16 protein-coding genes are annotated in these 20207 nt (G+C 69.4%); 9 read left to right on the top strand and 7 right to left on the bottom strand.

Annotation, left to right across the window (positions count from 1 at the left end; translation table 11 throughout):
* Positions 1–78 precede the first annotated feature (78 nt).
* From cglF to NR792_RS40090, 3 genes are all read right to left on the bottom strand, one after another.
* Positions 79–342, bottom strand: coding sequence for an adventurous gliding motility protein CglF (gene cglF / locus NR792_RS40100; RefSeq protein ID WP_375757948.1), 264 nt, complete (start codon positions 340–342; stop codon positions 79–81).
* A 143-nt stretch (positions 343–485) separates the two neighbouring features.
* Positions 486–1934 (bottom strand): adventurous gliding motility TPR repeat lipoprotein GltE, encoded by a 1449-nt coding sequence (gene gltE, locus NR792_RS40095; RefSeq protein WP_375757947.1) that lies wholly within the window; start codon positions 1932–1934, stop codon positions 486–488.
* Entirely contained in the window at positions 1934–5530 is a 3597-nt protein-coding gene (locus tag NR792_RS40090) for a tol-pal system YbgF family protein (RefSeq protein ID WP_375757946.1), read from the bottom strand. The genes gltE and NR792_RS40090 overlap by 1 nt, the downstream gene beginning before the upstream one ends.
* Positions 5531–5824: 294 nt before the next feature.
* Here NR792_RS40090 and NR792_RS40085 point away from each other — a divergent pair, with 294 nt between their 5' ends.
* Positions 5825–6475 (top strand): hypothetical protein, encoded by a 651-nt coding sequence (locus tag NR792_RS40085; protein ID WP_375757945.1) that lies wholly within the window; start codon positions 5825–5827, stop codon positions 6473–6475.
* An 81-nt stretch (positions 6476–6556) separates the two neighbouring features.
* Positions 6557–7498 carry an ATP-binding protein gene (locus NR792_RS40080; RefSeq protein ID WP_375757944.1) on the top strand — a complete coding sequence of 314 codons (942 nt, stop codon included), beginning with the start codon at positions 6557–6559 and terminating at the stop codon, positions 7496–7498.
* Here NR792_RS40080 and NR792_RS40075 read toward each other — a convergent pair whose 3' ends face one another.
* Together NR792_RS40075 and NR792_RS40070 are read right to left on the bottom strand one after the other, a co-directional pair.
* The gene (locus tag NR792_RS40075) at positions 7499–10084 is read right to left on the bottom strand and encodes a N,N-dimethylformamidase beta subunit family domain-containing protein (RefSeq protein WP_375757943.1); all 2586 of its coding nucleotides are present in this window, start codon (positions 10082–10084) and stop codon (positions 7499–7501) included. It lies immediately after the preceding gene.
* A 164-nt stretch (positions 10085–10248) separates the two neighbouring features.
* Entirely contained in the window at positions 10249–11442 is a 1194-nt protein-coding gene (locus tag NR792_RS40070; RefSeq protein WP_375757942.1) for an aspartate kinase, read from the bottom strand.
* Between the two features lie 42 nt (positions 11443–11484).
* Here NR792_RS40070 and NR792_RS40065 point away from each other — a divergent pair, with 42 nt between their 5' ends.
* Genes NR792_RS40065 through NR792_RS40050 form a run of 4 tightly spaced genes read left to right on the top strand, consistent with a single transcriptional unit; the run spans position 11485 to position 16071 of the window.
* Positions 11485–12228 carry an ABC transporter ATP-binding protein gene (locus NR792_RS40065; protein WP_375757941.1) on the top strand — a complete coding sequence of 248 codons (744 nt, stop codon included), beginning with the start codon at positions 11485–11487 and terminating at the stop codon, positions 12226–12228.
* A gap of 17 nt (positions 12229–12245) precedes the next feature.
* A complete protein-coding gene (locus NR792_RS40060) occupies positions 12246–13049 on the top strand; it encodes an ABC transporter permease (protein ID WP_375757940.1) in 804 nt (267 codons plus the stop codon).
* 2 nt (positions 13050–13051) lie between these two features.
* Positions 13052–14611 carry a GldG family protein gene (locus NR792_RS40055; protein ID WP_375757939.1) on the top strand — a complete coding sequence of 520 codons (1560 nt, stop codon included), beginning with the start codon at positions 13052–13054 and terminating at the stop codon, positions 14609–14611.
* Entirely contained in the window at positions 14608–16071 is a 1464-nt protein-coding gene (locus tag NR792_RS40050; RefSeq protein WP_375757938.1) for a DUF4340 domain-containing protein, read from the top strand. Before NR792_RS40055 ends, NR792_RS40050 begins: the two co-directional genes overlap by 4 nt.
* A 6-nt stretch (positions 16072–16077) precedes the next feature.
* Here the strand turns inward: NR792_RS40050 and NR792_RS40045 are convergent, their stop codons facing one another.
* Both NR792_RS40045 and NR792_RS40040 read right to left on the bottom strand, forming a co-directional pair.
* Positions 16078–16782 (bottom strand): metallophosphoesterase, encoded by a 705-nt coding sequence (locus NR792_RS40045; protein ID WP_375761767.1) that lies wholly within the window; start codon positions 16780–16782, stop codon positions 16078–16080.
* Positions 16766–17593 carry a nucleotidyltransferase gene (locus NR792_RS40040; RefSeq protein WP_375757937.1) on the bottom strand — a complete coding sequence of 276 codons (828 nt, stop codon included), beginning with the start codon at positions 17591–17593 and terminating at the stop codon, positions 16766–16768. Before NR792_RS40040 ends, NR792_RS40045 begins: the two co-directional genes overlap by 17 nt.
* A gap of 241 nt (positions 17594–17834) precedes the next feature.
* Here NR792_RS40040 and NR792_RS40035 point away from each other — a divergent pair, with 241 nt between their 5' ends.
* From NR792_RS40035 to NR792_RS40025, 3 genes are read left to right on the top strand one after another with little or no spacing between them, the layout of a single operon-like run.
* Complete coding sequence (locus NR792_RS40035) at positions 17835–18833, top strand: hypothetical protein (protein ID WP_375757936.1); 999 nt, start codon at positions 17835–17837, stop codon at positions 18831–18833.
* Positions 18834–18861: 28 nt separating this feature from the next.
* Positions 18862–19404 (top strand): RNA polymerase sigma factor, encoded by a 543-nt coding sequence (locus tag NR792_RS40030; RefSeq protein ID WP_375757935.1) that lies wholly within the window; start codon positions 18862–18864, stop codon positions 19402–19404.
* Positions 19401–20195 carry an ACP synthase gene (locus tag NR792_RS40025; protein WP_375757934.1) on the top strand — a complete coding sequence of 265 codons (795 nt, stop codon included), beginning with the start codon at positions 19401–19403 and terminating at the stop codon, positions 20193–20195. Before NR792_RS40030 ends, NR792_RS40025 begins: the two co-directional genes overlap by 4 nt.
* The last annotated feature ends 12 nt before the right edge of the window (positions 20196–20207 follow it).

Below are 20207 nucleotides of genomic sequence, written 5' to 3'. Positions count from 1 at the left end.
TCCAGGTAGGCTTTGCGCTCTTGGACAACGGTGCCGGCGGAAGGTTCCCGCCGCGGTTTTCAGTTCGTGGAGGGGGGATTACAGCTCGCCCACGGACTGCATCACCTTGTCCTCGAAGTCTTCGCGGATGCGGATGAGGTTGGAGTGCTTCACGGTCTTGCGCGCCTCGACGTACTCACCATCCGGCTTCGTGAGATCACCCTCGATGGTGTCGTCCTCGAAGTCGATGTTGGTCGTCTTCTGCATCCGGGCGCCGCCACCCTCACCCTGCGCCTTGCCCTCGTCCTGGGCGAAGGCCGGGGCCACCGACATCGTCACGCACAGCATCAGCCACTTCCGCATCCTGCCTCCACGTGGGGCCCCTTCCGAAGGCCCACTGGTGTTTCCGCATGGCGGCCCCCGCCCTTGCGCGCGGGGGGCTCTCAAGGTTCGCATCTTCCCGAGCCGCGCCGCCAGCGTGAAGCCACTGGCGGGCGTCTCCCACATCACAGCAGGTCGTCCGTGGGCTCGTCCGAGTCCACCGGGGCTGCATTCTTCTGGGCAGGCTCTGCCTGCTTCCCCGCGGCGGGGGTCGCGGCCGGCTGCTGCGCGCCCGTCGCGGCGGCCGGAGTGGCCTGCGGGGCGGTGCCGGTGCCGGACACGGGCGTCGCGGCGCCAGGAGGAGGCGGCGGCGTCTGGCCCTTCTGCTTGGCCTCCTCCGCCTTCATCGCGGCCTGCTGCTGGGCCTGGAGGGCCTCCATCTGCTTGGCCTGGTCCTCCGCGGCCTTCGCCTCGCGCTTGGCCTGCACGATGCTCTCCGCCTCGCGCATGAGGCCGAAGACGGGGGACTCCGCGTTGAGCGCGACCTCGCCGCCCGCCAGCGCGACGTACTTCTTGTAGAGCTCCACCGCGCGCTCGGGGGCGTCCTTCACCTTGTGCAGGATGATGCCGCGGTTGAGGTACGTGGCGCCCAGGTCCGGGTTGAGCTTCTCCGCCTCGTCGTACTCCTGCATGGCCTTGTCGTACTGGCCCTGGCCCTTGAGCGCGATGCCCAGGTCCACGTGCGCGGCGGCGTTCTTGCCGTCGGACTGCAGGATGCGGCGCAGGTGCTCCTCCGCGCCGGGGAAGTCCTCCGCGTTGAGCGCCAGCTGGGCCAGCTCCACGTGCGCCGGCACGTAGTCCGCCTTCGCCTCCAGGGCGCTCTTGAACTGCAGGCGCGCGCCCTCCCTGTCGCCCTCCTTGAGGAGGATGAGGCCCACGGCCTGGTGCAGCTCCGGATCCGTGCTGTCCAGCTTCACCGCGCGCAGCGCGACCAGCTTCGCCATGGCCAGCTGCTTGCGGTCCAGGTAGCTGCGGATCATCACCTTGAGGGCGTTGGTGTTCATCGGGTCGCGCATGAGCGCGGCGCGAGACAGCTCCATCGCCTTGTCGTGGTCGTTGTTCTGCCGGTAGATCTCCGCGAGGCGCGCGCGCGAGCCCGCGTCATCCGGGTAGCGCGTGAGCACGTCCTGGTAGAGCGCCACCGCGCCGGCCACGTCGCCACCGTTCTGCTTCATGATGGCCAGGTTGTCGGACGCCTGCCGCAGGGACGGCTTCTTGGTGAGGGCCGCCGCGTAGCGGGCCTTCGCCTCGTCGGGCTTGCCCATGCGCTCGGCGATGACGCCCAGGTTGTACTCGGCCTCCGCGAGGTTCTGGTCCGCCTCCAGGGCGGCCCTGAACTTGCGCTCCAGCGACGGGTAGTCGAAGGCCTTGGCCTTCTTCTGCGCGTCGAAGGACTTCACCGCGTCATCGAACAGCAGCATGGCGCGGTTGGAGATGGACACCGGGCCCGTGGGGGCGGCCACGGGCTTGGCGGCAGGGGTCGGGGCGGCGGTCTGCGTGGTGGAGCAGCCGACGGCGGTCAGCGCCAGCGTGGCCAGCAGGAGGGGGCGGAACGGGTGCATGCGGCGATTCATTAGAGGAAGTCCTCCGGCTCCTGATCATCAACGGTCTTCTTGGGGGCGCTGCCGTCCTGGGACGCGGCGGCGGGCTTGGCGACCTCGGACTCGGTCTGCTGGCGAAGCGCGTTGGTCAGCGCGGACAGGTCCTCGTTGAGCGCCTCGCTCTTGGCCTGCTTCTCCGGTTCCACCTTGGTGACCGGGGGCGGGATGTCCTGCACGGCGGCCAGCAGGTCGCCGCCCAGCACCAGCTCCTTGTTCTTCAGCGCGAGCTTCTCCTCCAGCACCTCCGGGTAGCGGTCCGGGGCGTAGGTGGTGCGCAGGATCTTCAGGCTCGCCGCGGCGCAGTCGTTGAACACGCCCAGCTCGCGGCTCTTGGCCACCGCGCTGGAGAAGGCCTCCGTGGCCTTGTCCTTGAGCGGCTGCGCCTGGTTGCTGAACTCGTCACGCAGCGCCTGCTGCGACTCCTCGTCCAGGCCGCGCGGCATGGGCGCGTTCACGACGAGCTCCGCCATGTGGTCATACGCGAGGCCAATGCGCTGCAGCGCGCAGATGGCCGGCTCCGGGGCGCCCAGGGCCACGGTCTGCACGTACTTCTTCTGCACCACCTCCAGCGCGCGGCCCTTGTCGGCCAGCGAGCCCTTGAAGCGCTCGGGCGACGGCGGCACGCCCCAGTACAGCTTCAGGCGGCGGAACTCGTGCCAGTCCGGCTCGATGGCCAGCAGGTTCGCCTGCGCGGCGGCGGCGAGCGCGGGCTTCTCCAGCGCGGTCTGCTGACGGCGGGGCAGCTGGTCGAAGTACTCGTAGATGCGCTTGTTCATGCGCGCCACGTCGCGCGTCTTCTTCATCTTCGTGTAGATGTCGACGATGCGGCCCTCGGCCATGAGGAACTTGCTCTGGGAGCGCATGTTGTCGCGCTCGTACTCCTCCAGCAGCTTGATGGCCTTCATGTACGCGCCCTGCTTCACGTGCAGGTCCACGACGGACAGGAAGGCGGCCTCGGCGTCCTTCGACTTGGGCCACAGCTCGATGTAGTGCTCGCGGTTCTTGAGCGCGGCCTTCAGCTGGCCCAGGCCCTCGCGGTAGGTGGCCGCGTTGAACAGGGCGATCTGCGCCTTGGACTCGTCCCACTTCTGCACCACCGCGGGCTTCGCGGGGCCGGAGTCGTTGGAGGCCTGCTTCGCCTTGCCCCTGGCCTTGCTCTTCGCCTTGGCCTTCGCCGCGGGCGCGCCGCCCTTCTCGTTCAGGTTGCGCTCGTAGCCGCGCACGTAGAGCTCGTAGGTGGTCGCCGCTTCCTCGAAGTCACCGATGGCCTCCAGCGCCTCCGCGTTCGCGTAGATGGAGTCCGGCACGTACTTGGACCGGGGGTACTCCGCGAACAGGCGCTTGCGGACCTCGATGGCCTTATCCAGGCTCTTCGCCTTGTAGTAGTCGACGGACGCGTTGTAGAGCGCCAGGTCCGCGATCTCCGTCTGCGGGAAGTCGTGGACGAAGTTCAGGTACGCCTCGGCCGCCTTGGAGAACTCCTTCTTCTCCTCCAGCTGGCTGACCAGCTTGAACGACGACTGCTCAATCAGCTTCGCCAGGTCGTCGCGGAACTTGCCGGTGGCCAGCTTGTCGTTGGCGTAGAAGCGGCGGGCCCACTCGTTGACCTTCGCGAAGTCGCCCAGCAGGTTGTACGAGTCGAGGATGAGGTTGGCGGCGATCTCCGCGGCGCGCTGGCCGTCCTCGAACTTGTACTCGGGGTAGCCGAGCGCGATTTCAGAGAAGCGCAGCACCGCTTCGTCGAAGTGGTTGTGGCGGTAGTAGATGTTCGCCGCCTTGAAGGCGATCTCCACGCGCTTGTCGCCCTTGGGGACGTACTTGAGGTAGCGCTCGCACGCGTCGAGCAGCGACTTCTTCAGCGTGGGGATGGCGATCTTCTTCTGGATGTCCGTGCCGGCGGACTCGGACTTGGCCTCGCCGCGCGCCTCGGCCGCCTTGACCACTTCGTCGTAGGCGAGCACGGCGTTGTAGGAGGCGTTGGTCAGCCACTTGCCCGGCTTGCCCGGCTTGGGCTTGCCCTTGTCGTCCTTGGCCTCCAGCACCTTGGCGTCCTGGAGGACGACCAGCGTGTAGTTGGCGGCGGCCTTGTCGAAGTTCTGGAGGTTGTCGTTGAGGAGCTCCGCCCAGAAGAAGCGCAGGTCGTACGCCTTGGGGTTCTCCGGGAAGAGCGTGAGGTAGTCGCTGTACACGGCGTCCGCGTACTTGAAGGTCTCCTCGCTGCGCGTCTTCTTGCCCTCGTTGTGCCAGGTGACGGCGAGGTTGGAGAGCGTGCGCTCGGACAGCTCCTTCGCCTCCGCGAGCGCCTTCTTGTCCTTGTCGTCCTTGATGACGCCGGAGGACTCGACGTCCTTCATGATCTTCACGAGCCGGCGCACCTGGGCCACGGTGCGCTCCTTGTTGCCCATGCGCAGGATGCAGTCGACGATCTTGCCCTGGAAGCCAGGAGCCTCCGGCGACAGCGGCTTCTCCTTGATCAGCGAGTTGTAGGTGATGGCCGCTTCGCGGTCCTTGCCGTCGCCGTAGTACAGGTTCGCGAGCTGCTTCATCATCGCGAAGCGGTCTTCCGGATTGGTGGCGACCTTGCCGAAGTCCGCGCGGGCCTGCGTGACGTCACCCTCGCGGGCGAACGCGCGCACGTAGTCGCCGCGCGCTTCACGCACCAGCGAGCCCTTCGCCTTGGCCTTGCCGTCCTTCTCCACGGCGCCGGCGCCGGCCAGCTCACCGTAGAGGACCACGGTCTTGTACTTGTCCTTCGCGGACTCGTACTCGCCCATGTTGAAGTAGCACCAGCCCTGCTTGTAGAGGGCGAAGGCGTAGACCTGGTTCTCCGGGAACTCAGCGGCCTTCTTGTAGGCCGCGAGCGCCTTCTCCAGCTCCGGGCGCTTGCCCTTGGAGTTGTTGAAGTAGTACTCGCCGAAGGCGAAGTACGCGTCCGGGATGTACTTGGACTGCGGGTACTTCTCCACCAGGCGCTTGAACGCGACGAGCGCCTTCTTGTCCTGGCCGTCCTCCATCAGGTACTGGCCGAGGAAGAAGAGCACTTCGTCCGTGCGCTCGAACTTCGGGTACTCCTGGACGATCTTCGTGTACTGCTCGACGGCGTACTTGCCGTTCTCCTTCACCTTCGCCATCAGCTCCGCCTTCTCCGCCTTGGCCTTCTGCTGGGCCGCGGCGTCGTTGCGGTTCATGGCGACGATGAGCTCGTCGTCCTTCCGGTTGGCTTCGAAGAAGAAGAACTTCGACTCCTCCCAGTAGAGCTCGCCCAGGCGGAACAGCAGGCTGGGGGCCTCCTTCTGATCAGGAGACAGCGAGATGATCTTCTTCAGCGATTCGATCTGTTCGCGGCGCTTGGAGGCGACCTGCACCTCCACGCCCAGGCGGAACTGATCATATTGAAGCGCGGGAGCGGCCTGCTGGGCTTCCTTCGGGCGCGTGATGTCGCCAGCGAGGGACTTGTCCACGGTGGTCGTGGACTTCTTGCCCAGGTCAGCGTCGCGCAGTGCTTTCTTCTCCTGGGCCGAAGCCATGGAAGTCAGGAGAACGAGGCAAACGAGTAACGAGCGGCGCATGGTCTTCCTAGGAGCGGGGAACCGGCGTCCCTGGATGCCTGCTTGCTTGGCAAGTGTCCGGGAATCTTCGGGAATTTCCATGAGGGGACCCGTACTATGCGCGGTTTCCGCAAGGCGGGTCAACTTGGACGGACGGACGTCCGGTCCGTTGGATAGCAGGCGGGAAAACTTCAATTTCGCTGTGGAAAAGGCCCGCTTCAGACAGCGACAGGAAGGTTGCACCGGCGGCCCCAACGGGTATGGGAAGCTGGCGGCTGTTCGCCTGGTCGCCCTGCCTGGAGTGGTTGTCGGATCATGAGCCTTCTGCCGGAGAGCGCCAGCTTCGAAGAACTGGTGCAGGACTACTTCCTCGCGGTGCGTGGCGCGGGCCTGATGTTGTCCGCGCTGGACACCGAGCTCGTCACCGCGTGGGCGCGGGAAGGCGTGCCCTTCGAGGTCGTGGCCCGCGGCATCTCGCGCTCGGCGGAGAAGGCGCTGTGGGACGCGCGGCCCGGAGAGCCGGTGCTGCGCTCACTGCGCGCGTGCCGGCGCCAGGTGGAGACGGAGATCCGCAAGTATCGCGACCTGTCCGCGGGCCAGGGTGAGGAGGCGCGCCCGTCCTCCAAGAAGCGCCCCGCGCGCTCCTGGGAAGAGGTGCGGCACGCGCGGCTGTGCGCGGCGCTGCGGGCCCTGACGGAGCGTGAAACCGCGCTGGCGCCCCGGGTGCACCGGCTGCTGGACACGGTGCTCGCGTGCGTGCCACACGAGCCCGCGGCGATGGATCAACAGGAGGCGTGGGCGCTGATGGCGCTCTTGCGCGCCCTGCCCTTCTCGGAGCGACGCACGGTGTGGCGCGATGCGCGCACCGGTGAACAGCAGCTGATGACGGCCCGCGCGCGGCGCGTGGCCCGGCGCTTCCGGCTCCAGGCGGCCGTCAGACGGCGGCTGGACATGAAGGAGACCTGACAGGTGGGCCTCTTCCCGCACGCCTGAACGGCCGGTCAGTGGGCTGACGGGCGCGGGGGACGGTGTTATTGGCTGGGCACGATGGCTGCCAAGGCGAACGGCGAGGCGTGTGGGCTGTGCGGCGGGCGGACGTACCTCATCGAGCGGCGCGGAGAGCTTGCGTCGGCGCGGGTGTGTACGTGCTCGGCGGACTGCCCGGTGTGCGGTGGACGCGGGCACATCCTGGTGCAGAAGGAAGGCACCTTCAGCGCGAAGATGGGCGCCCGGACGTATGAGGTGCTGGAGCCGTGCGTGTGCACGCTCAGGCGCACGCGGGTGGCGCTCTACAACGACGTGCAGATGCCGGGCGTCATGGCGCACGCGTCGTTCGACAACTACCGGCCCTTCAACGAGGCGCAGGACCGGGGCCGCGGCGTGGCGATGCACTTCGCCCACCAGTACGTGAAGGGCGCCACCAACAAGGGCTTCGTGCTGAGCGGGCCGGTGGGCACGGGCAAGACGCACCTGCTCGCGGCGACGCTCGGCCACCTGGTGCTGGAGATGGGCGTGAAGTCCCGCTACGTCGAAATCTCCCTCCTCTACGCGACCATCCGGCGCGGCTTCCAGGACGGCAAGAGCGGCGGGGAGATCATCGGGCCGCTGTCGGAGGTGGAGGTGCTCGCCATCGACGAGCTGGGCAAGGGGCGCGGCAGTCCCTTCGAGATGGAGACGCTCGATGAGCTGATCGCCCGGCGCTACAACGCGGGGCGCACGACGCTCTTCGCGACGAACTACTCGCTGGAGCCGGAGCGCAAGGGCGCCCGGAGCAGCGCGCCTTCGGGCTACCGCACCACGGACGACGCCCGCTCCGCCATGAAGGACGCGGAGCTGCTGCGCGAGCGCGTGGGCGAGCGCATCTACAGCCGGCTCTGCGAGATGTGCACCTTCGTGGAGCTGCCGCGCGACACCCCGGACCGGCGGCGCACGCGGCAGGAGATGGACGCGCCGCCGCCGCTGGGCGGCATGCGCAACCCGGGCCGGTAGTCAGCGCTGGATGGCGCGCACCAGCGAGTTGCCGGCGTCCGCGACGTAGAGCGTGCCGTCCGGTCCCACCGCGAGCCCGGCGGGCAGCACCAGCTGGGCGTCCCTGCCCGCGCCGTCCTCCGCGCCGTAGCGGCCGCTGCCCGCGAGCGTGGTCAGCTTCTGCGGCTCGCCCGACGCGTCGAAGACGAGCCGGCGCACGCGGTAGTTGCCCGGGTCGGAGATGGCGAGCGAGCCGTCCGGCAGCAGCGCCAGGCCCAGGTACGGCAGCATCTGGCCCTCCTTCGGGTCGCCGTCGCGGTAGCCGGGCGTGGAGCCCGCTACCACGGTGGTGACGCCGTCGCGCACGCGCACCACGCGCGCCATGCCGCTCTCCACGACGTAGACGGTGCCGTCCGCGGCCTGCACCACCGCGGAGGGACGGTAGAGCCAGTCACCCTGGAGCGTCGTCACCGGGTTGCCCGGGGTCACCATGTCGATGCGGCGGATGACGCTGTTGTTCAGGTCCGCCACGAGCAGCGCGGTGCCGTCCGGCGTGAAGGACAGGCCCGCCGGCTGGTTGAAGGCGGCCGCCAGCGCGGGGCCGTCCTGGTAGCCCCACGAGGTGCCCGCGAAGACCTCCGACTTGCCCTCGGGGGTGATGCGACGGATGACGGCGTTCTCGGTGTCGGACACGTAGAGGTTGCCCAGCGCGTCCGCGGCGATGCCCATGGGGCCGTAGAGCTTGTCGAGCACCGTGCGGATCTTCCCGTCCGCGGACACGCGCTTCACCGCGTTGCCCAGCGCGTCCGCCACCGCCCAGCCGCCATCCGGCAGCACGGCGACGGCGAGCGGCGCGCCCAGCTCATCCGGCGCCACCTTCGCGCCCGCGTGGCAGCGCTTGCCGGGCTGTCCCGCCACCGTCGTCACGGATGCGGCGAACGGGCCCATGGGCGCGGGCGCCGCCGGGGGCTGGAACTTCACCAGGTCGCCCGGCAGCTTCCGGCCCAGCGCCTTGTAGAGCACGTTGGCCACGATGCGGCCCGCGCGCGGATCCGCCACGCGGTCCGCCACCCCGGCCAGCTTCTGCACGAAGTCGATGCCGCCCGCGGAGAAGACGTACGCGTCCCCCTGCTTGCGCACCACCATGTGCGCGAAGCCGAAGCCGCCCTGGAGCGACAGCGAGGGGGACTCCGCGAGCACCTCCACGCCGGCCGGCTGGCGGCCGTTGTTCACCAGCTGATCCACCTCGTAGCCGTTCGCCATCCACAGCGTGTCACCGGCCTTGAAGCCCGTACCGTTGAAGACCCAGTGGTCCGGGTTGGTGATGACGGTCGGGAAGGGCCACTGGTGCCAGCGCGCGGCGAACTGCACGCCCAGGAGCGCGTTCTCCGGACGTGGCGCGGGCAGGTCGCGGAACTTCACCGTCCTGCGCTGGTCCTTGTACGGGTCCTGCGGCGCGCCCTTGTAGCAGGTCACGATGCGGCGCGGACGGCCGTCCGCGGAGGGCTCCATCCGCACCTGCCAGTACGCGTTGTTCGCGCCCAGGTTGATGATGGACCGTCCTTCCGACAGCGCGCGGTCCGCGTGGTCGCGCTGCCTGGAGGACCAGTACTCATCGTGGCCGGACATCACGAGCACCTTCGCGCCACGCAGGAAGTCGTAGCTTTCGTCCATGTCCTCGTCGGTGAAGTAGCCCACGTCCAGGTCCTGGGACTCCAGCCACGTCACCAGGCTCAGGTCGTCCAACATCAGGTGCCCGGAGCCCTGGCCCCGGTAGTAGGGCCGGTCGTAGGAGGACTGGAAGGCGCGCGCGACGCCATGCGCCTTCATCACGCCCTTCTGATCATCGTAGAGGCTGGTGCCGCCCCAGGTGTTGTACGCCGCCCAGTTCGCGGTGGGCATGAGCACCGCGACCTCCGCGCGCGGGTTGGCGTCCCGCACGAAGAAGGGCACGTAGCGCGACGGCCGGTCGTCGCGCACGAGCTTCACCACGTACACGCCGCGCACCCAGTCCTCGCCGATGGGGATCTCCAGCGTGGGAGACCAGGAACAGGCGATGACACCCGTCGTTGGATCCGCCGGACAGTCCGCCTGCCGCGTGCCCTGCACCGGGCCGCCGCGCGCGACCTCGCGGGCGCCCACGCCGCCGTAGTAGCCCAGGCGGTAGACGAACCAGCTGAACTTGCGCTCCTCGGACAGGGACACCGCCACGCGCAGCGACTCGCCCTGCTTCAGGGTGGCCTTGAGGGCGTAGCCTTCAATCTCCCGGCTGTTGGCGTTCTTGTCGATGCGCCAGCCCGTGGTGCCCTTCTTCTGGTTCTCCTTGTGGACGGCATCCGGGTCGCGCTCGGGCAGCGCGCTGCCACCGTCAGGCAGCGTGCCCGCGTCCGGCTCCTCCTCCGGAGTGCCCGCGTCGTATTCGGGAACGACGATGCCGCCGTCCGGACCGATGACGCCCGCGTCGTCGTTGTTGAGGGGCGGATCATCATGGCGGTCGCCCGGGGGCGGCGTGCCGGGCGCCGGACCGGAGTCCTTGCATCCGGAGGCCCCCGTCACCAGGAGCGCCAGCACCACCCCCAGCCCCATCCAGCGACGCCCGTGTCCCATGCCAGCCCTCCAAGGTGTTCAGGGGCGGAGGGTAGGCATCGACTCTGGAGAGGGAAGGGCCCTGCCCCCCTTGGGAACGGCAGTTCGACAAACAATGGCGTTTCGTCCCCAGGGACAACCCGCAAGTGTTCGGATCAACGAAGGTTGTGCGCGCGCAGGGCGTGTCAGCTACCGAGCAGTTCGCGATGCAGACGGGCCGTGAGGGTCTTGAGGTGGGCCTTGTCCACCAGGAGGGTCACCTGCAGCGGCGAGGTGCTCACGGCGTGCACCCGGGCAGACAGGGCTTCGGCCGCTGACAACGCCTTGCGCAACGGCACCCAGTCCGCGTTGAGGCCCACGCCCACGCAGGTGACGGTGCCCCAGCCGTCCTGCCACTCCACCCCCGCGCCGAAGCGCGTGGCCAGCTCGCGCTGGAGCGCCTCCGGGCCGTGGATGTCCGCGAGCGGCACCGCCAGGAACGTGCGCCCCGGCGTGCCCGGCAGTCCGTCATGGGCGAGCGTGCGGCCCCGGACGGCGCGGGCGTCCAGGAACTCCAGCAGCTCCTGGAGGGGCACGCTGGCCTGGGCGACGAGCACGGCCATCTCCGTGTCCGCCGTCACGCCCTTCACGCGGCTGTCGGTGGGCACGGCGAGCTCCTGCACGCTGGTGCCGGTGCCCTGGCCGTGCGCGGTGCGCGCGAGGATGGTGATGCCGCGCGCCTTGGCCCACTCCACCGCCTGGGCGTTGAGCACCTTGGCGCCGGCGCTCGCCAGCTCCTGCATCTCGTCGTAGCTCAAGGACTCCAGCTTGCGTGCGTCCGGCACCACGCGCGGATCCGCGCTGAAGACGCCGTCCACGTCGGAGTAGATTTCACACGCCTCCGCGTCCAGCGCCGCCGCCAGCGCGACCGCGGTGGTGTCCGAGCCGCCGCGCCCCAGCGTCGTCACTTCCTTCTTGTAGGAGACGCCCTGGTAGCCCGCGACGATGACGACCTTGCCGTGCGTCAGCTCGTCCTGGATGCGGTAGGGGCGCACCTCCACGATGCGCGCCTGGGCGTGCGCGTCGTTGGTGATGATGCCGCTCTGGCTGCCGGTGAAGCTGATGGCCGGCACGCCCTGCTCCTGGAGCGCCATGGAGAGCAGCGCCATGGAGATGCGCTCGCCGCAGGTGAGGAGCATGTCCAGCTCACGCCGGGGCGGGTCCTGGGACACGCTCTTGGCCAGAGAGAGCAGGTCATCCGTGGTGTCGCCCATGGCGCTCACGACGACGACCACTTGATAGCCCGCGTCCCGCTTCTGCTTCACGCGGCGCGCGACCTTGCCGAGCTTCTCCGCGTCAGCGACCGATGAGCCGCCGTACTTCTGCACCACGATTGGCATCCACGCCTCGCTTCCGGGGCAGTGTAGAGTTCGCCCCCGCGCATGCCAATCACCGAGAAGCCCATCATCGAGGTGCGCAACCTCACCCGGCGCTATCGCGATCGCGTGGCCATCGAGGACCTGTCCTTCACCGTGGGTGAGGGAGAGCTCCTGGGCTTCCTTGGCCCCAACGGCGCGGGCAAGTCCACCACGATGAAGGTCCTCACCGGCTTCCTCCCTCCGTCCGAGGGCCGCGTGAAGGTGGCGGGCTTCGACGTGTCCACGCACCCGATGGAGGTCAAACGGCGCATCGGCTACCTGCCGGAGACGCCGCCGCTGTACCCGGAGCTGACGGTGCACGGCTACCTGACGTTCGTGGCCGCGCTCAAGCAGGTGCCCGGCCGCGCGGTGAAGGCGGAGGTGGAGCGGGTGGCGGGGCTCACCGGCGTGAGCGACGTGCTGGGCCGTGTGCTCCAGAACCTGTCCAAGGGCTACCAGCAGCGCGTGGGCATCGCGCAGGCGCTGCTCGGTTCGCCGCCGGTGCTCATCCTCGACGAGCCCACGGAAGGGTTGGATCCCGCGCAGCGCGCGGACCTGCGCGCGTTGATCCGGAGCCTCAAGGGCAAGCACACGGTGCTCCTGTCCACGCACATCCTCCCGGAGGTCACGGTGACGTGCGAGACGGTGCTCATCCTCCACCAGGGCCGCGTGGTGGCCCATGACGCCATCGGCCAGCTGGCGAAGTCCCATGGCCAGGGCGAGCACGCGTCGTTGGAAGAAGTCTTCATCAAGCTGACCGCCGCCTGAACAGGAACCCCCAGCGCATGCGCACCGCCCTGGCCATTGCCCGCAAGGAGCTGGCCGTCGCCTTCACCACCCCGTGGGCCTACGCCGTCATCACCGCGATGGCGGCGCTCTCGTCGTTCTTCTTCGTCAGCCTGCTGGAGCAGTTCCAGCAGGTGCAGTCCCTGGCGCGGGAGCACGGCTGGAGCCGGCTGCCTCCGGACTCCATCGTCTACCGCAACCTCACCGACGGCGTGGTGGTGCAGCTGTGGGGCGTGGTGTTGATCATCACGCTCTTCGTCGCGCCCTTCCTGTCCATGCGGCTGTTCGCGGAGGAGAAGCGCCAGAAGACGTTCGCGCTGCTGCTCACGACGCCGGTGCGGCCGGTGGACATCGTGCTGGGCAAGTACCTGGGCGGCCTGGGGCTCATCTTCGTCACGCTGGGGCTGACGCTGGTGTTCCCCGTGCTGCTGTCGGTGGTGGGCTCGGGCCCGTCCGGCTCCGCGCTGGAGTGGCCCACGGTGCTCCTGGGCTACGGCGCGGTGCTGCTCTGGGGCGCGACCTGCATGGCGGTGGGGCTGTTCATCTCCGCGCTGACGGAGAGCCAGATGCTGGCGGCGTTCCTCACCTTCACCGTGCTCCTGCCGTGGATGCTCCTGCGCGGCGTGGCCCAGTCCACCGCGGAGCCGCTGCGCTCAGTCCTGGCCTACCTGTCCTTCGACACCCAGCTGCAGGGGATGATCCAGGGCGTGCTGGAGGTGCAGGCGCTGGTGTTCTTCGCGTCCGTCATCCTGTTCTCGCTGCTGCTCACCCACCGCGCGGTGGAAGCGCAGCGCTACGCGTGACCATGAGAGCGACCCACGTCACCCGGGTGCTGGGGGCCTTCGGCCTGCTGCTCCTCCTGTCCAGCCCGTTCACGCTGTTCCTCACCTCCGGCAGCGTGGCGCTCGCGGGAGGCAAGGCGGTGCTGGGCGCGGCGATGCTCGCGGCCTATGTCGTCGCGCACCGGCGGGAGCTGGGACGCGCGGGGACGCGGCGCACGGGACGGTTCCTCGCGTCCTCGGTGCTCGCCACGCTGGCGGTGCTGGGCGTGCTGGTGGCGCTCAACGTCCTCGCGTTCCGCAAGAACCAGCGGTGGGACCTGACGCGGGAGCGCATCTTCTCGCTCGCGCCGCAGACGGTGCAGACGCTGGCGGGGCTGAAGGAGAAGGCCCATGCGCTGGCGCTCGTCCCGCCCACGCACCCGTCCTATGGCGAGCTGGAGGAGCTGTTCCGGCGCTACCACGAGGCCGCGCCGGAGGCGTTCGACTACACCTTCGTGGATCCGCGCCGCGAGCCGTCCCTGGCCGCGAAGTACCAGCTCAAGGACGGCCAGACGCTGGTCGTCATCTCGCGCGGCGAGGGCGATGCCGCGCCCCACACCACCCTGCCCCTCCCCGCCGAGCAGGAGCTGACGAACGCCCTGATCCAGCTGGGCGCGACGGGCGCGCTGAAGGTGTACTTCCTCGAGGGGCACGGCGAGTGGCCGCTGGAGCCCCCCGCCGGTGGGGACGGCCTGTCGGAGCTCCGGCGCCAGCTGCAGCGCGAGGGCTACCGCCCCGAACCGCTCAACCTCCTGGGCCGCAAGGAGGTGCCTCGCGACGCGGGGCTGGTAATCATCGCCGGAGCGAAGCAGGACTACACGGCGCCGGAGGTGGCGGCCCTGCGCACCTATCTGGGGGAAGGCGGCCGGCTGCTGTACTTCACCGACGCGAACACGGAGGACGGGCTGGGCCTGTTCCTCGCGGACTACGGCGTGCAGGTGGACGAAGGCGTGGCGGCGGATCCGCGGTTCAACTCGGGGAACCCGTTCGTCCTCATGTCGAACTTCTACGGCAAGCACGCCATCACGCGCCCGTTGCAGGAGCGAGGCTTCAACGTGCAGCTGCCCACGGCCCGCAGCTTCACGCTCATCCGCGAGGGCTTCCTGCTGCCGGGAGTGACGGTGGAGCCCGTGCTGTTCAGCTCGCCCCATGCGTGGGTGGAGTCGCGCCCCCTGGAGGACACCACTCCGTCCAGCGGCGAGAAGATGGGGCAGCTCACGCTCGTGGCCGCCGCGTCCCGGGACACGCGCGGGGCGGAGCACAAGCGCTTCGACGAGGCGCGGCTGGTGGCGGTGGGCGAGTCGGAGCTGCTGCTGGATCCGAACTGGCGCTACGAGGCCAACCGCAACCTGGTGATGAACGCCCTGGGCTGGGCGTCCCATCAGGTGGAGAAGATCACCCTGCGCCCCCCCGACCGTGAGACGTCCACCCTGGAGCTGAGCGAGGACCAGATGCGGACCCTGCGCTTCGTGGCCACCGACCTCTTCCCCCTGTCACTGCTGGGCGTGGGACTCGCGGTCTGGTTGTCCCGGAGGAACCGGTGAGGACTTCCACTGTCGTGATGCTGGGGTTGTGGCTGTCAGCCGGGTGTTCGCGCGACGCGGAGAAGCCGCCTCCGCCGCCGAAGCTCTTCGCGACCGAGCCTGCGGAGCCCTCACGTGGCGCGGCTCCGGATGCCGCGCCGGTCTTCACGCACCTGACGGTGAAGGCGCGCGGAGCCACCACGGAGCTGGAGCGGACGCCGGAAGGCTGGCGGCTCGTGTCGCCCGTGGAGGCGAAGGCGGATCCGTACGCGGTGGAGGCCCTGGTGCAGCAGCTCACCTCGGCGAAGTTCAAGGCCACCGTGAACGCCTCTCCGTCGGACGCGGACCTGAAGAAGTACGGCCTTGCATCCCCGAAGTTCACCGTGACCGCGCGGGCGTACCTTCCGGACGCGAACGGCGAGGGCGCGGAGGAGCCGTCCCGCCAGCGCACCGTGACGCTGGCCGGTGGCGATGAGAACCCCTTCGACGGCTCCGTCTACGTACGCCGCGAAGGCGACGCGACCGTGTACGCGGCGGACGGGGCCGTGCGGTACTCGCTGGACAAGAGCCCCTTCGAGCTGCGCGCCAAGGAGTTCCTGGGACCGCTGGACCTCGCGACGCTCCAGTCCATCGAGGTCACGGCGAAGGACCACGCGTACGTGCTGACGCGCGAGGCGGACGGCAAGTCGTGGCGGATGGAGAAGCCGGAGCAGACCCGCGCGAACCCCGGCCAGCTGACGGACCTGCTCAAGGAGCTCGCGGGACAGCGAGCCCTGTCCTTCCCCCAGGACACCGCCGCGACCCGGAAGGCCCTGGGCCTGGACACCCCCGTCGTGGACGCGCGCTTCGTCCCTGCTTCCGGTGAGCCCATCCGCGTCCGGCTGGCCCAGGTGACACGCGAGGGCTCGCCCGTCGTCCATGCGCTTCGTGAACAGGGCGCCCGCGCCACGCTGGCGGAGGTGGAGGCCCGCGCGTTGACGACGCTGGACGTGGGCGTGCAGGAGTTGAGGGACCGGCGCGTGCTGTCGTTCCCGCGCGACGCCGTGCGGCGGCTGGAGTTCCATCCCGGAGGCAAGGCCGCCCCCGTGGTGGTGACGCGCGGCGAGGGGAACAGCGAGGCGTGGCAGGTGGAGGGCCCCGGTGGCGGACGCGCCCTGCACTTCCGCGTGGTGAAGCTCCTGGGCCGGCTGGAGGCGCTGAAGGCCGCCGCGTTCGGCGAGGCGAAGGTGAAGCGCTGGGAGCGCTACGGCATCACCGACGCGTCCCGGGGCGTCGTGCTGCGCGACGCGGAAGGGCGCGAGCTGGCGCGGCTGTGGCTGGGCGACGCCGTGCCGGACACGGAGGACCGGCTCTACGCGCGAGGCTCCGGGCCGGACCTGGTGGAGGTGTCCATGGGCGCGGTGGCGGACCTGCCCACGCGCGCCGCGGACCTGCGGGAGGCGCCGTCCGAAGCGGTGGACGGCGGGGCTCCCGCGCCCTGAGGAGCGCTACACCTCCAGCAGGGCGAAGCGCTGCTCCGGCGTGAACTTGGTGAGCAGCGGCATGGCGACGTTGAACACCGGGATGCCGCTCTTCGTCTTGCCCTCGCGCGCGCCGTGGTGCGCGTGGCCGTGGAAGACGTAGGCCGCGCCGTAGTGGTCAATGGGCATCGACAGGCGGCTGGTCCCCAGGAAGGGGCGGATCTCGATGTTCTCCCCCTCCAGCGTCTCCGGGATGGGGGCGTAGTGCATGATCACGACCTTCTTGGGCGTGTCCAGGTGGCTGAGCGCCGCCTCCAGCTTGAGCGACTCCGTGACGGCCTCCTGCACGAAGGACTTCGTCTGGCCCTCGCCGAACGCCTGCAACGTCGCGTTGCCGAAGCCGCCTCCGAAGCCCTTCACCCCCGCGACGCCGAGCGTCTTCTCGAAGATGAAGTGGTCCCCGTCGAGGATGTGCACCCCGACCTTGGAGAGCTCCGAGCAGATGTCCTTCACCTGCCCGTGCTCGTAGTCGTGGTTGCCCAGCACCGCGGCGCACGGGACGCGCAAGGCGGAGAGCTCCTCCGCCAGCACCTTGCCCTCTTCCGCCATCCCGCGGTCCGTCAGGTCACCGCACAGCAGGAGCAGGTCCGCCGAGGCGTTCACCTGCTTGATGAGCTGGCGGAACCGCCCGTGCTGATCATCCCGGCAGTGCAGATCACCGACCGCCGCCAGCCGAATCTTCGAGCTCGGATCTCGCACCACGGGTCGTCCCCCCCTCGGGTCTGTCCTGTTCGTCCCACGCCCTGCCGTCCCCAAAGCCCCAGTGGTGGATGTCCACGTGGTAGTTCACCTTGGACACCAGGTTGCCCCGGCACAGACGCTCATCCCAGTTGCCGTCGCGCACCGTCTGGAGCGTGCGGCTCATCAGCTCCGTCATCACGTAGTTGGGCACGATGTCGCGCTCACTGGGGTACGCGAAGCGGAACATCATCAGGTGGCTGAGCAGCACCTCCCAATAGCGGTCGAAGCGCCGGAGGATGCGGTCCCAGTCCATCTCCCGCCCTGCCTTGAGGATGAGGTGGTTGATGTCCGCGCCGTCATAGCGCTCGCGCTCGGTGACGAAGGCCTTGGACCAGATCATCTCCTCGGCCGGCGCGATGAGGCACTCGTAGCCGAAGATGGTGGCCTTCTTGGCGTGGGTGAACCACTCGTCGTCCACCGTCGCGACCCCGTTGCCGGAGGAGAAGATGAAGTCGACGAAGTAGTCGCCCTTGTACGCCTTGTAGAGCCAGACCTCGTCGGGCCGCTCCGTGCGCCAGCCATCCTTCTCCAGCACGTCCAGGGCGCGGATGGCGTCCTGCTTGCGCGGGAACAGGTCCAGGTCCTTGGTGTCGCGGTAGATGCCGGTATAGGTGGCGTAGGCATACGCCCCGCCCACCACGAACGGCACCCCGGCCTCATGAAGCAGACCGACGGCTCTGGCGCGGGCGTTGATCTCGTCCGGCTCACGCTCCCGCTCGGCCAGCGTGGCGTCCGTACCCATCTCCCCGGGATGGTTCGGGTGTCGTTTTTCCATGGGCGAAAGGTAGGGATGGCCCATTTCAACCGTCGGGCAAGCGGCCGTGAGCGCCCGGGGAGCAGGCAGCCAGCCGCCAAGGGGCTGGTTTCGTTGAGGTTTTCCCACCCGAGCGAGCCCTTTTTCTGTTTTTCGCCCGGCCGGTGTCCATAGGGGCGAATTCCCTGCCGTACGGCCCGCACGACGGGCCCTGAAAGGACACCCGACCATGCTGCGCAAGAGCTTGCTGTGTGCCTCCCTGCTGTTCGCCGGTTGCAGCGACGTCCAGGGCAACGACGCGGACACGTTCCGTGACGGCCTGCCCTCCAAGGAGATGACGCAGGTGAAGGCGCCGAAGCAGGACGGCCAGGGCCTGACGGCGGCCGGCCCCTCCGCGCAGTACGGCCAGGGACAGAAGGCCGAGTACTACCAGGCGACGGTGAACGCCACGGTGGCGGTGAACGGCGGCACGCTGTGGGTGCTCAACCTCATCGAGCAGATCGTCAAGTATCCGCCGACGACGCTGGAGGAGAACAAGGCGGTGTGGGGTCCGAGCACGGAGGCGCTGAGCCCCACGTCGTGGCGGCTGACGGTGACGAAGTCGGGGGAGGCGTCGTTCTCCTGGGTGCTGGAGGGCAAGGCGAAGACGGAGGAGGACAGCGCCTTCCGGGCGGTGCTGTCCGGCACGCAGCAGGTGGCGGTGGACGCGGACGGCGAGCGCATGAAGGGCTTCGGCTCCGGCGAGCTGTTCATCGACTGGGACGCGGCGCGCACGCTGCCGGACGCGGACGACCACGTGGGCACGGTGGAGATCCGCTACGCGCGCCCGAGCGCCACCGCGGAGGCCACGGTGGACGCGGACTTCCGCCAGGTGCGTGACGAGAACGACGCCAGCAAGCGCGTGGACGGGAACTACCACTACAAGGCGTCCGCGACGGCGGGCGGCGAGTTCGAGTTCGCGACGGACCAGGACATCGACAAGGACAATCCGCTGCGCGCGAAGCTGGAGCGGCTGTCCATCAAGAGCCGCTGGACGGCGACGGGGGCGGGCCGCTCGGACATCAAGGTGACGGGGGGCGACCTGGCGGGCGAGGCCACGCTGAACGAGTGCTGGGACACGAACTTCCTCAGCACCTACTTCCGCGTCAGCCTGGACCCGCGCGTGGGCTACGGCGAGGCGGAGGCGGCCTGCGGCGGGTTCACGACGGCGGTGTACTCGTCGCTGTGAGCCGGGTCACGGTAGGCTACAGCCGCGCGTGACCGGACCGACCCCGCTGGCCCTGAAGGTGGTGACTCCCCGTCCCAACGAGGACCGGCGGGCCGTCCTGCGCGAGCTGTACGTGAAGTACGGCGGCAGCGTGCGTGAGCGCTGCCGCTACCTGCTGAAGGACGCGAGCCGGGCGGAGGACGCGATGCACGACGTCTTCGCCCGTGTGCTCGTGCACGGGGACTCGTTCCGGGCGGAGGCGTCACCGCTCACGTGGTTGATGAAGATCGCCACGCACCACTGCCTCAACCAGCTGCGCTCGGAAGGGGCGGCGTGGCGGAAGTGGTTCGCGCGGGACGAGGCGGCCCGTTCGGAGGGCCACGGCGGGGCGGAGGCAATGGAGACGCGCGACCTGGTGCGCAAGCTGCTGGCCCGGGTGGACGCGGAGACGCAGGCGGCGGCCATCCACTACCACGTGGACGGGATGACCCTGGAAGAGGTGGCCGCGGTGCTGGGGCGTTCGGTGCCCACGGTGAGGAAGCGGCTGGAGCAGTTCGCGGAGCTGGGTGGAGAGGAGCTGAGCGTCCGATGAGCGCGCATGAATCGAGCTGGACCTTGCGCCGCCTGCACGCCGGCGAGCTCCCCGCCCCGGAGGCCACCCGCGCCCAGGCGCATGCGGAAGCGTGCGAGGCGTGCGGCGCGACGCTCCGGTCCTTCGTGGACGCGCAGGCCGCCTTCGAGGCGGAGGTTCCATTCGAAGCTTTCGAGGCCGGCGTGGAGCGCGCCCACGCGAGGCAGGTGAAGGCCTCCGAGCAGCCGGCGACCCGTGCACAGTGGGTCCGGCCGCTGATGGCGGTGGCGGCGTCCGTGGTGGTGCTGGTGCTGGCGCGTCCGCTGCTGGAGACCCACGGGACTGCGGATCCGGCCCGGCCTCCCGTGGCGGGCAATCGCCTCAAGGGCGGCGCGGGCGCGGAGCTGCGAATCGGTGGGGGCATGGATCCGCAGCGGGTGGCGGGCACGGAGGCGCCGGAAGCGCTTCAGCCCGGCGAGCGTGTGCGGCTGGGCTACACGGCGGACGCGTACCGCTACGTGGCGGCGCTGTCGGTGGATGCGCAGGGCGAGGTGACGCCGCTGTATCCGGAGTCCGGGGACAGCCTCGCGGTGGAGCCGGGCGCGGGACAGCACTGGCTGCCGGAGAGCGTGGAGTTCACCGGCGCGGGGGCGGAGCGCGTGGTGCTGGTGCTGACGGACGCGCCCGTGTCGATGGACGCGTTGAGCGACGCGGCCCGGAAGGCCTTCGACGCCGCGGGCCGGGACGTCACGCGCATGGCGCCGCTGGACGTGGCGGGCGCGCAGACGCAGTGGATCCTCCTGAAGCCATGAGCGACGGCCCTG

Origin of the sequence: Corallococcus exercitus (genome assembly GCF_042231735.1) — a bacterium.
Classification (GTDB): Bacteria; Myxococcota; Myxococcia; order Myxococcales; family Myxococcaceae; genus Corallococcus; species Corallococcus exercitus_B.
The sequence above is the reverse complement of the archived record's forward strand: the minus strand, read 5'-3'. Positions and strand labels throughout refer to the sequence as shown.

Coding starts and splice junctions, on each gene's coding strand:
- NR792_RS40075 (WP_375757943.1), bottom strand. CDS start 10,084: ATGGGACACGGGCGTCGCTGGATGGGGCTGGGGGTGGTGCTGGCGCTC.
- NR792_RS40085 (WP_375757945.1), top strand. CDS start 5,825: ATGAGCCTTCTGCCGGAGAGCGCCAGCTTCGAAGAACTGGTGCAGGAC.
- NR792_RS40065 (WP_375757941.1), top strand. CDS start 11,485: ATGCCAATCACCGAGAAGCCCATCATCGAGGTGCGCAACCTCACCCGG.
- NR792_RS40025 (WP_375757934.1), top strand. CDS start 19,401: ATGAGCGCGCATGAATCGAGCTGGACCTTGCGCCGCCTGCACGCCGGC.
- NR792_RS40040 (WP_375757937.1), bottom strand. CDS start 17,593: ATGGGTACGGACGCCACGCTGGCCGAGCGGGAGCGTGAGCCGGACGAG.
- NR792_RS40080 (WP_375757944.1), top strand. CDS start 6,557: ATGGCTGCCAAGGCGAACGGCGAGGCGTGTGGGCTGTGCGGCGGGCGG.
- gltE (WP_375757947.1), bottom strand. CDS start 1,934: ATGAATCGCCGCATGCACCCGTTCCGCCCCCTCCTGCTGGCCACGCTG.
- NR792_RS40035 (WP_375757936.1), top strand. CDS start 17,835: ATGCTGCGCAAGAGCTTGCTGTGTGCCTCCCTGCTGTTCGCCGGTTGC.
- NR792_RS40070 (WP_375757942.1), bottom strand. CDS start 11,442: ATGCCAATCGTGGTGCAGAAGTACGGCGGCTCATCGGTCGCTGACGCG.
- NR792_RS40055 (WP_375757939.1), top strand. CDS start 13,052: ATGAGAGCGACCCACGTCACCCGGGTGCTGGGGGCCTTCGGCCTGCTG.
- NR792_RS40090 (WP_375757946.1), bottom strand. CDS start 5,530: ATGCGCCGCTCGTTACTCGTTTGCCTCGTTCTCCTGACTTCCATGGCT.
- cglF (WP_375757948.1), bottom strand. CDS start 342: ATGCGGAAGTGGCTGATGCTGTGCGTGACGATGTCGGTGGCCCCGGCC.
- NR792_RS40060 (WP_375757940.1), top strand. CDS start 12,246: ATGCGCACCGCCCTGGCCATTGCCCGCAAGGAGCTGGCCGTCGCCTTC.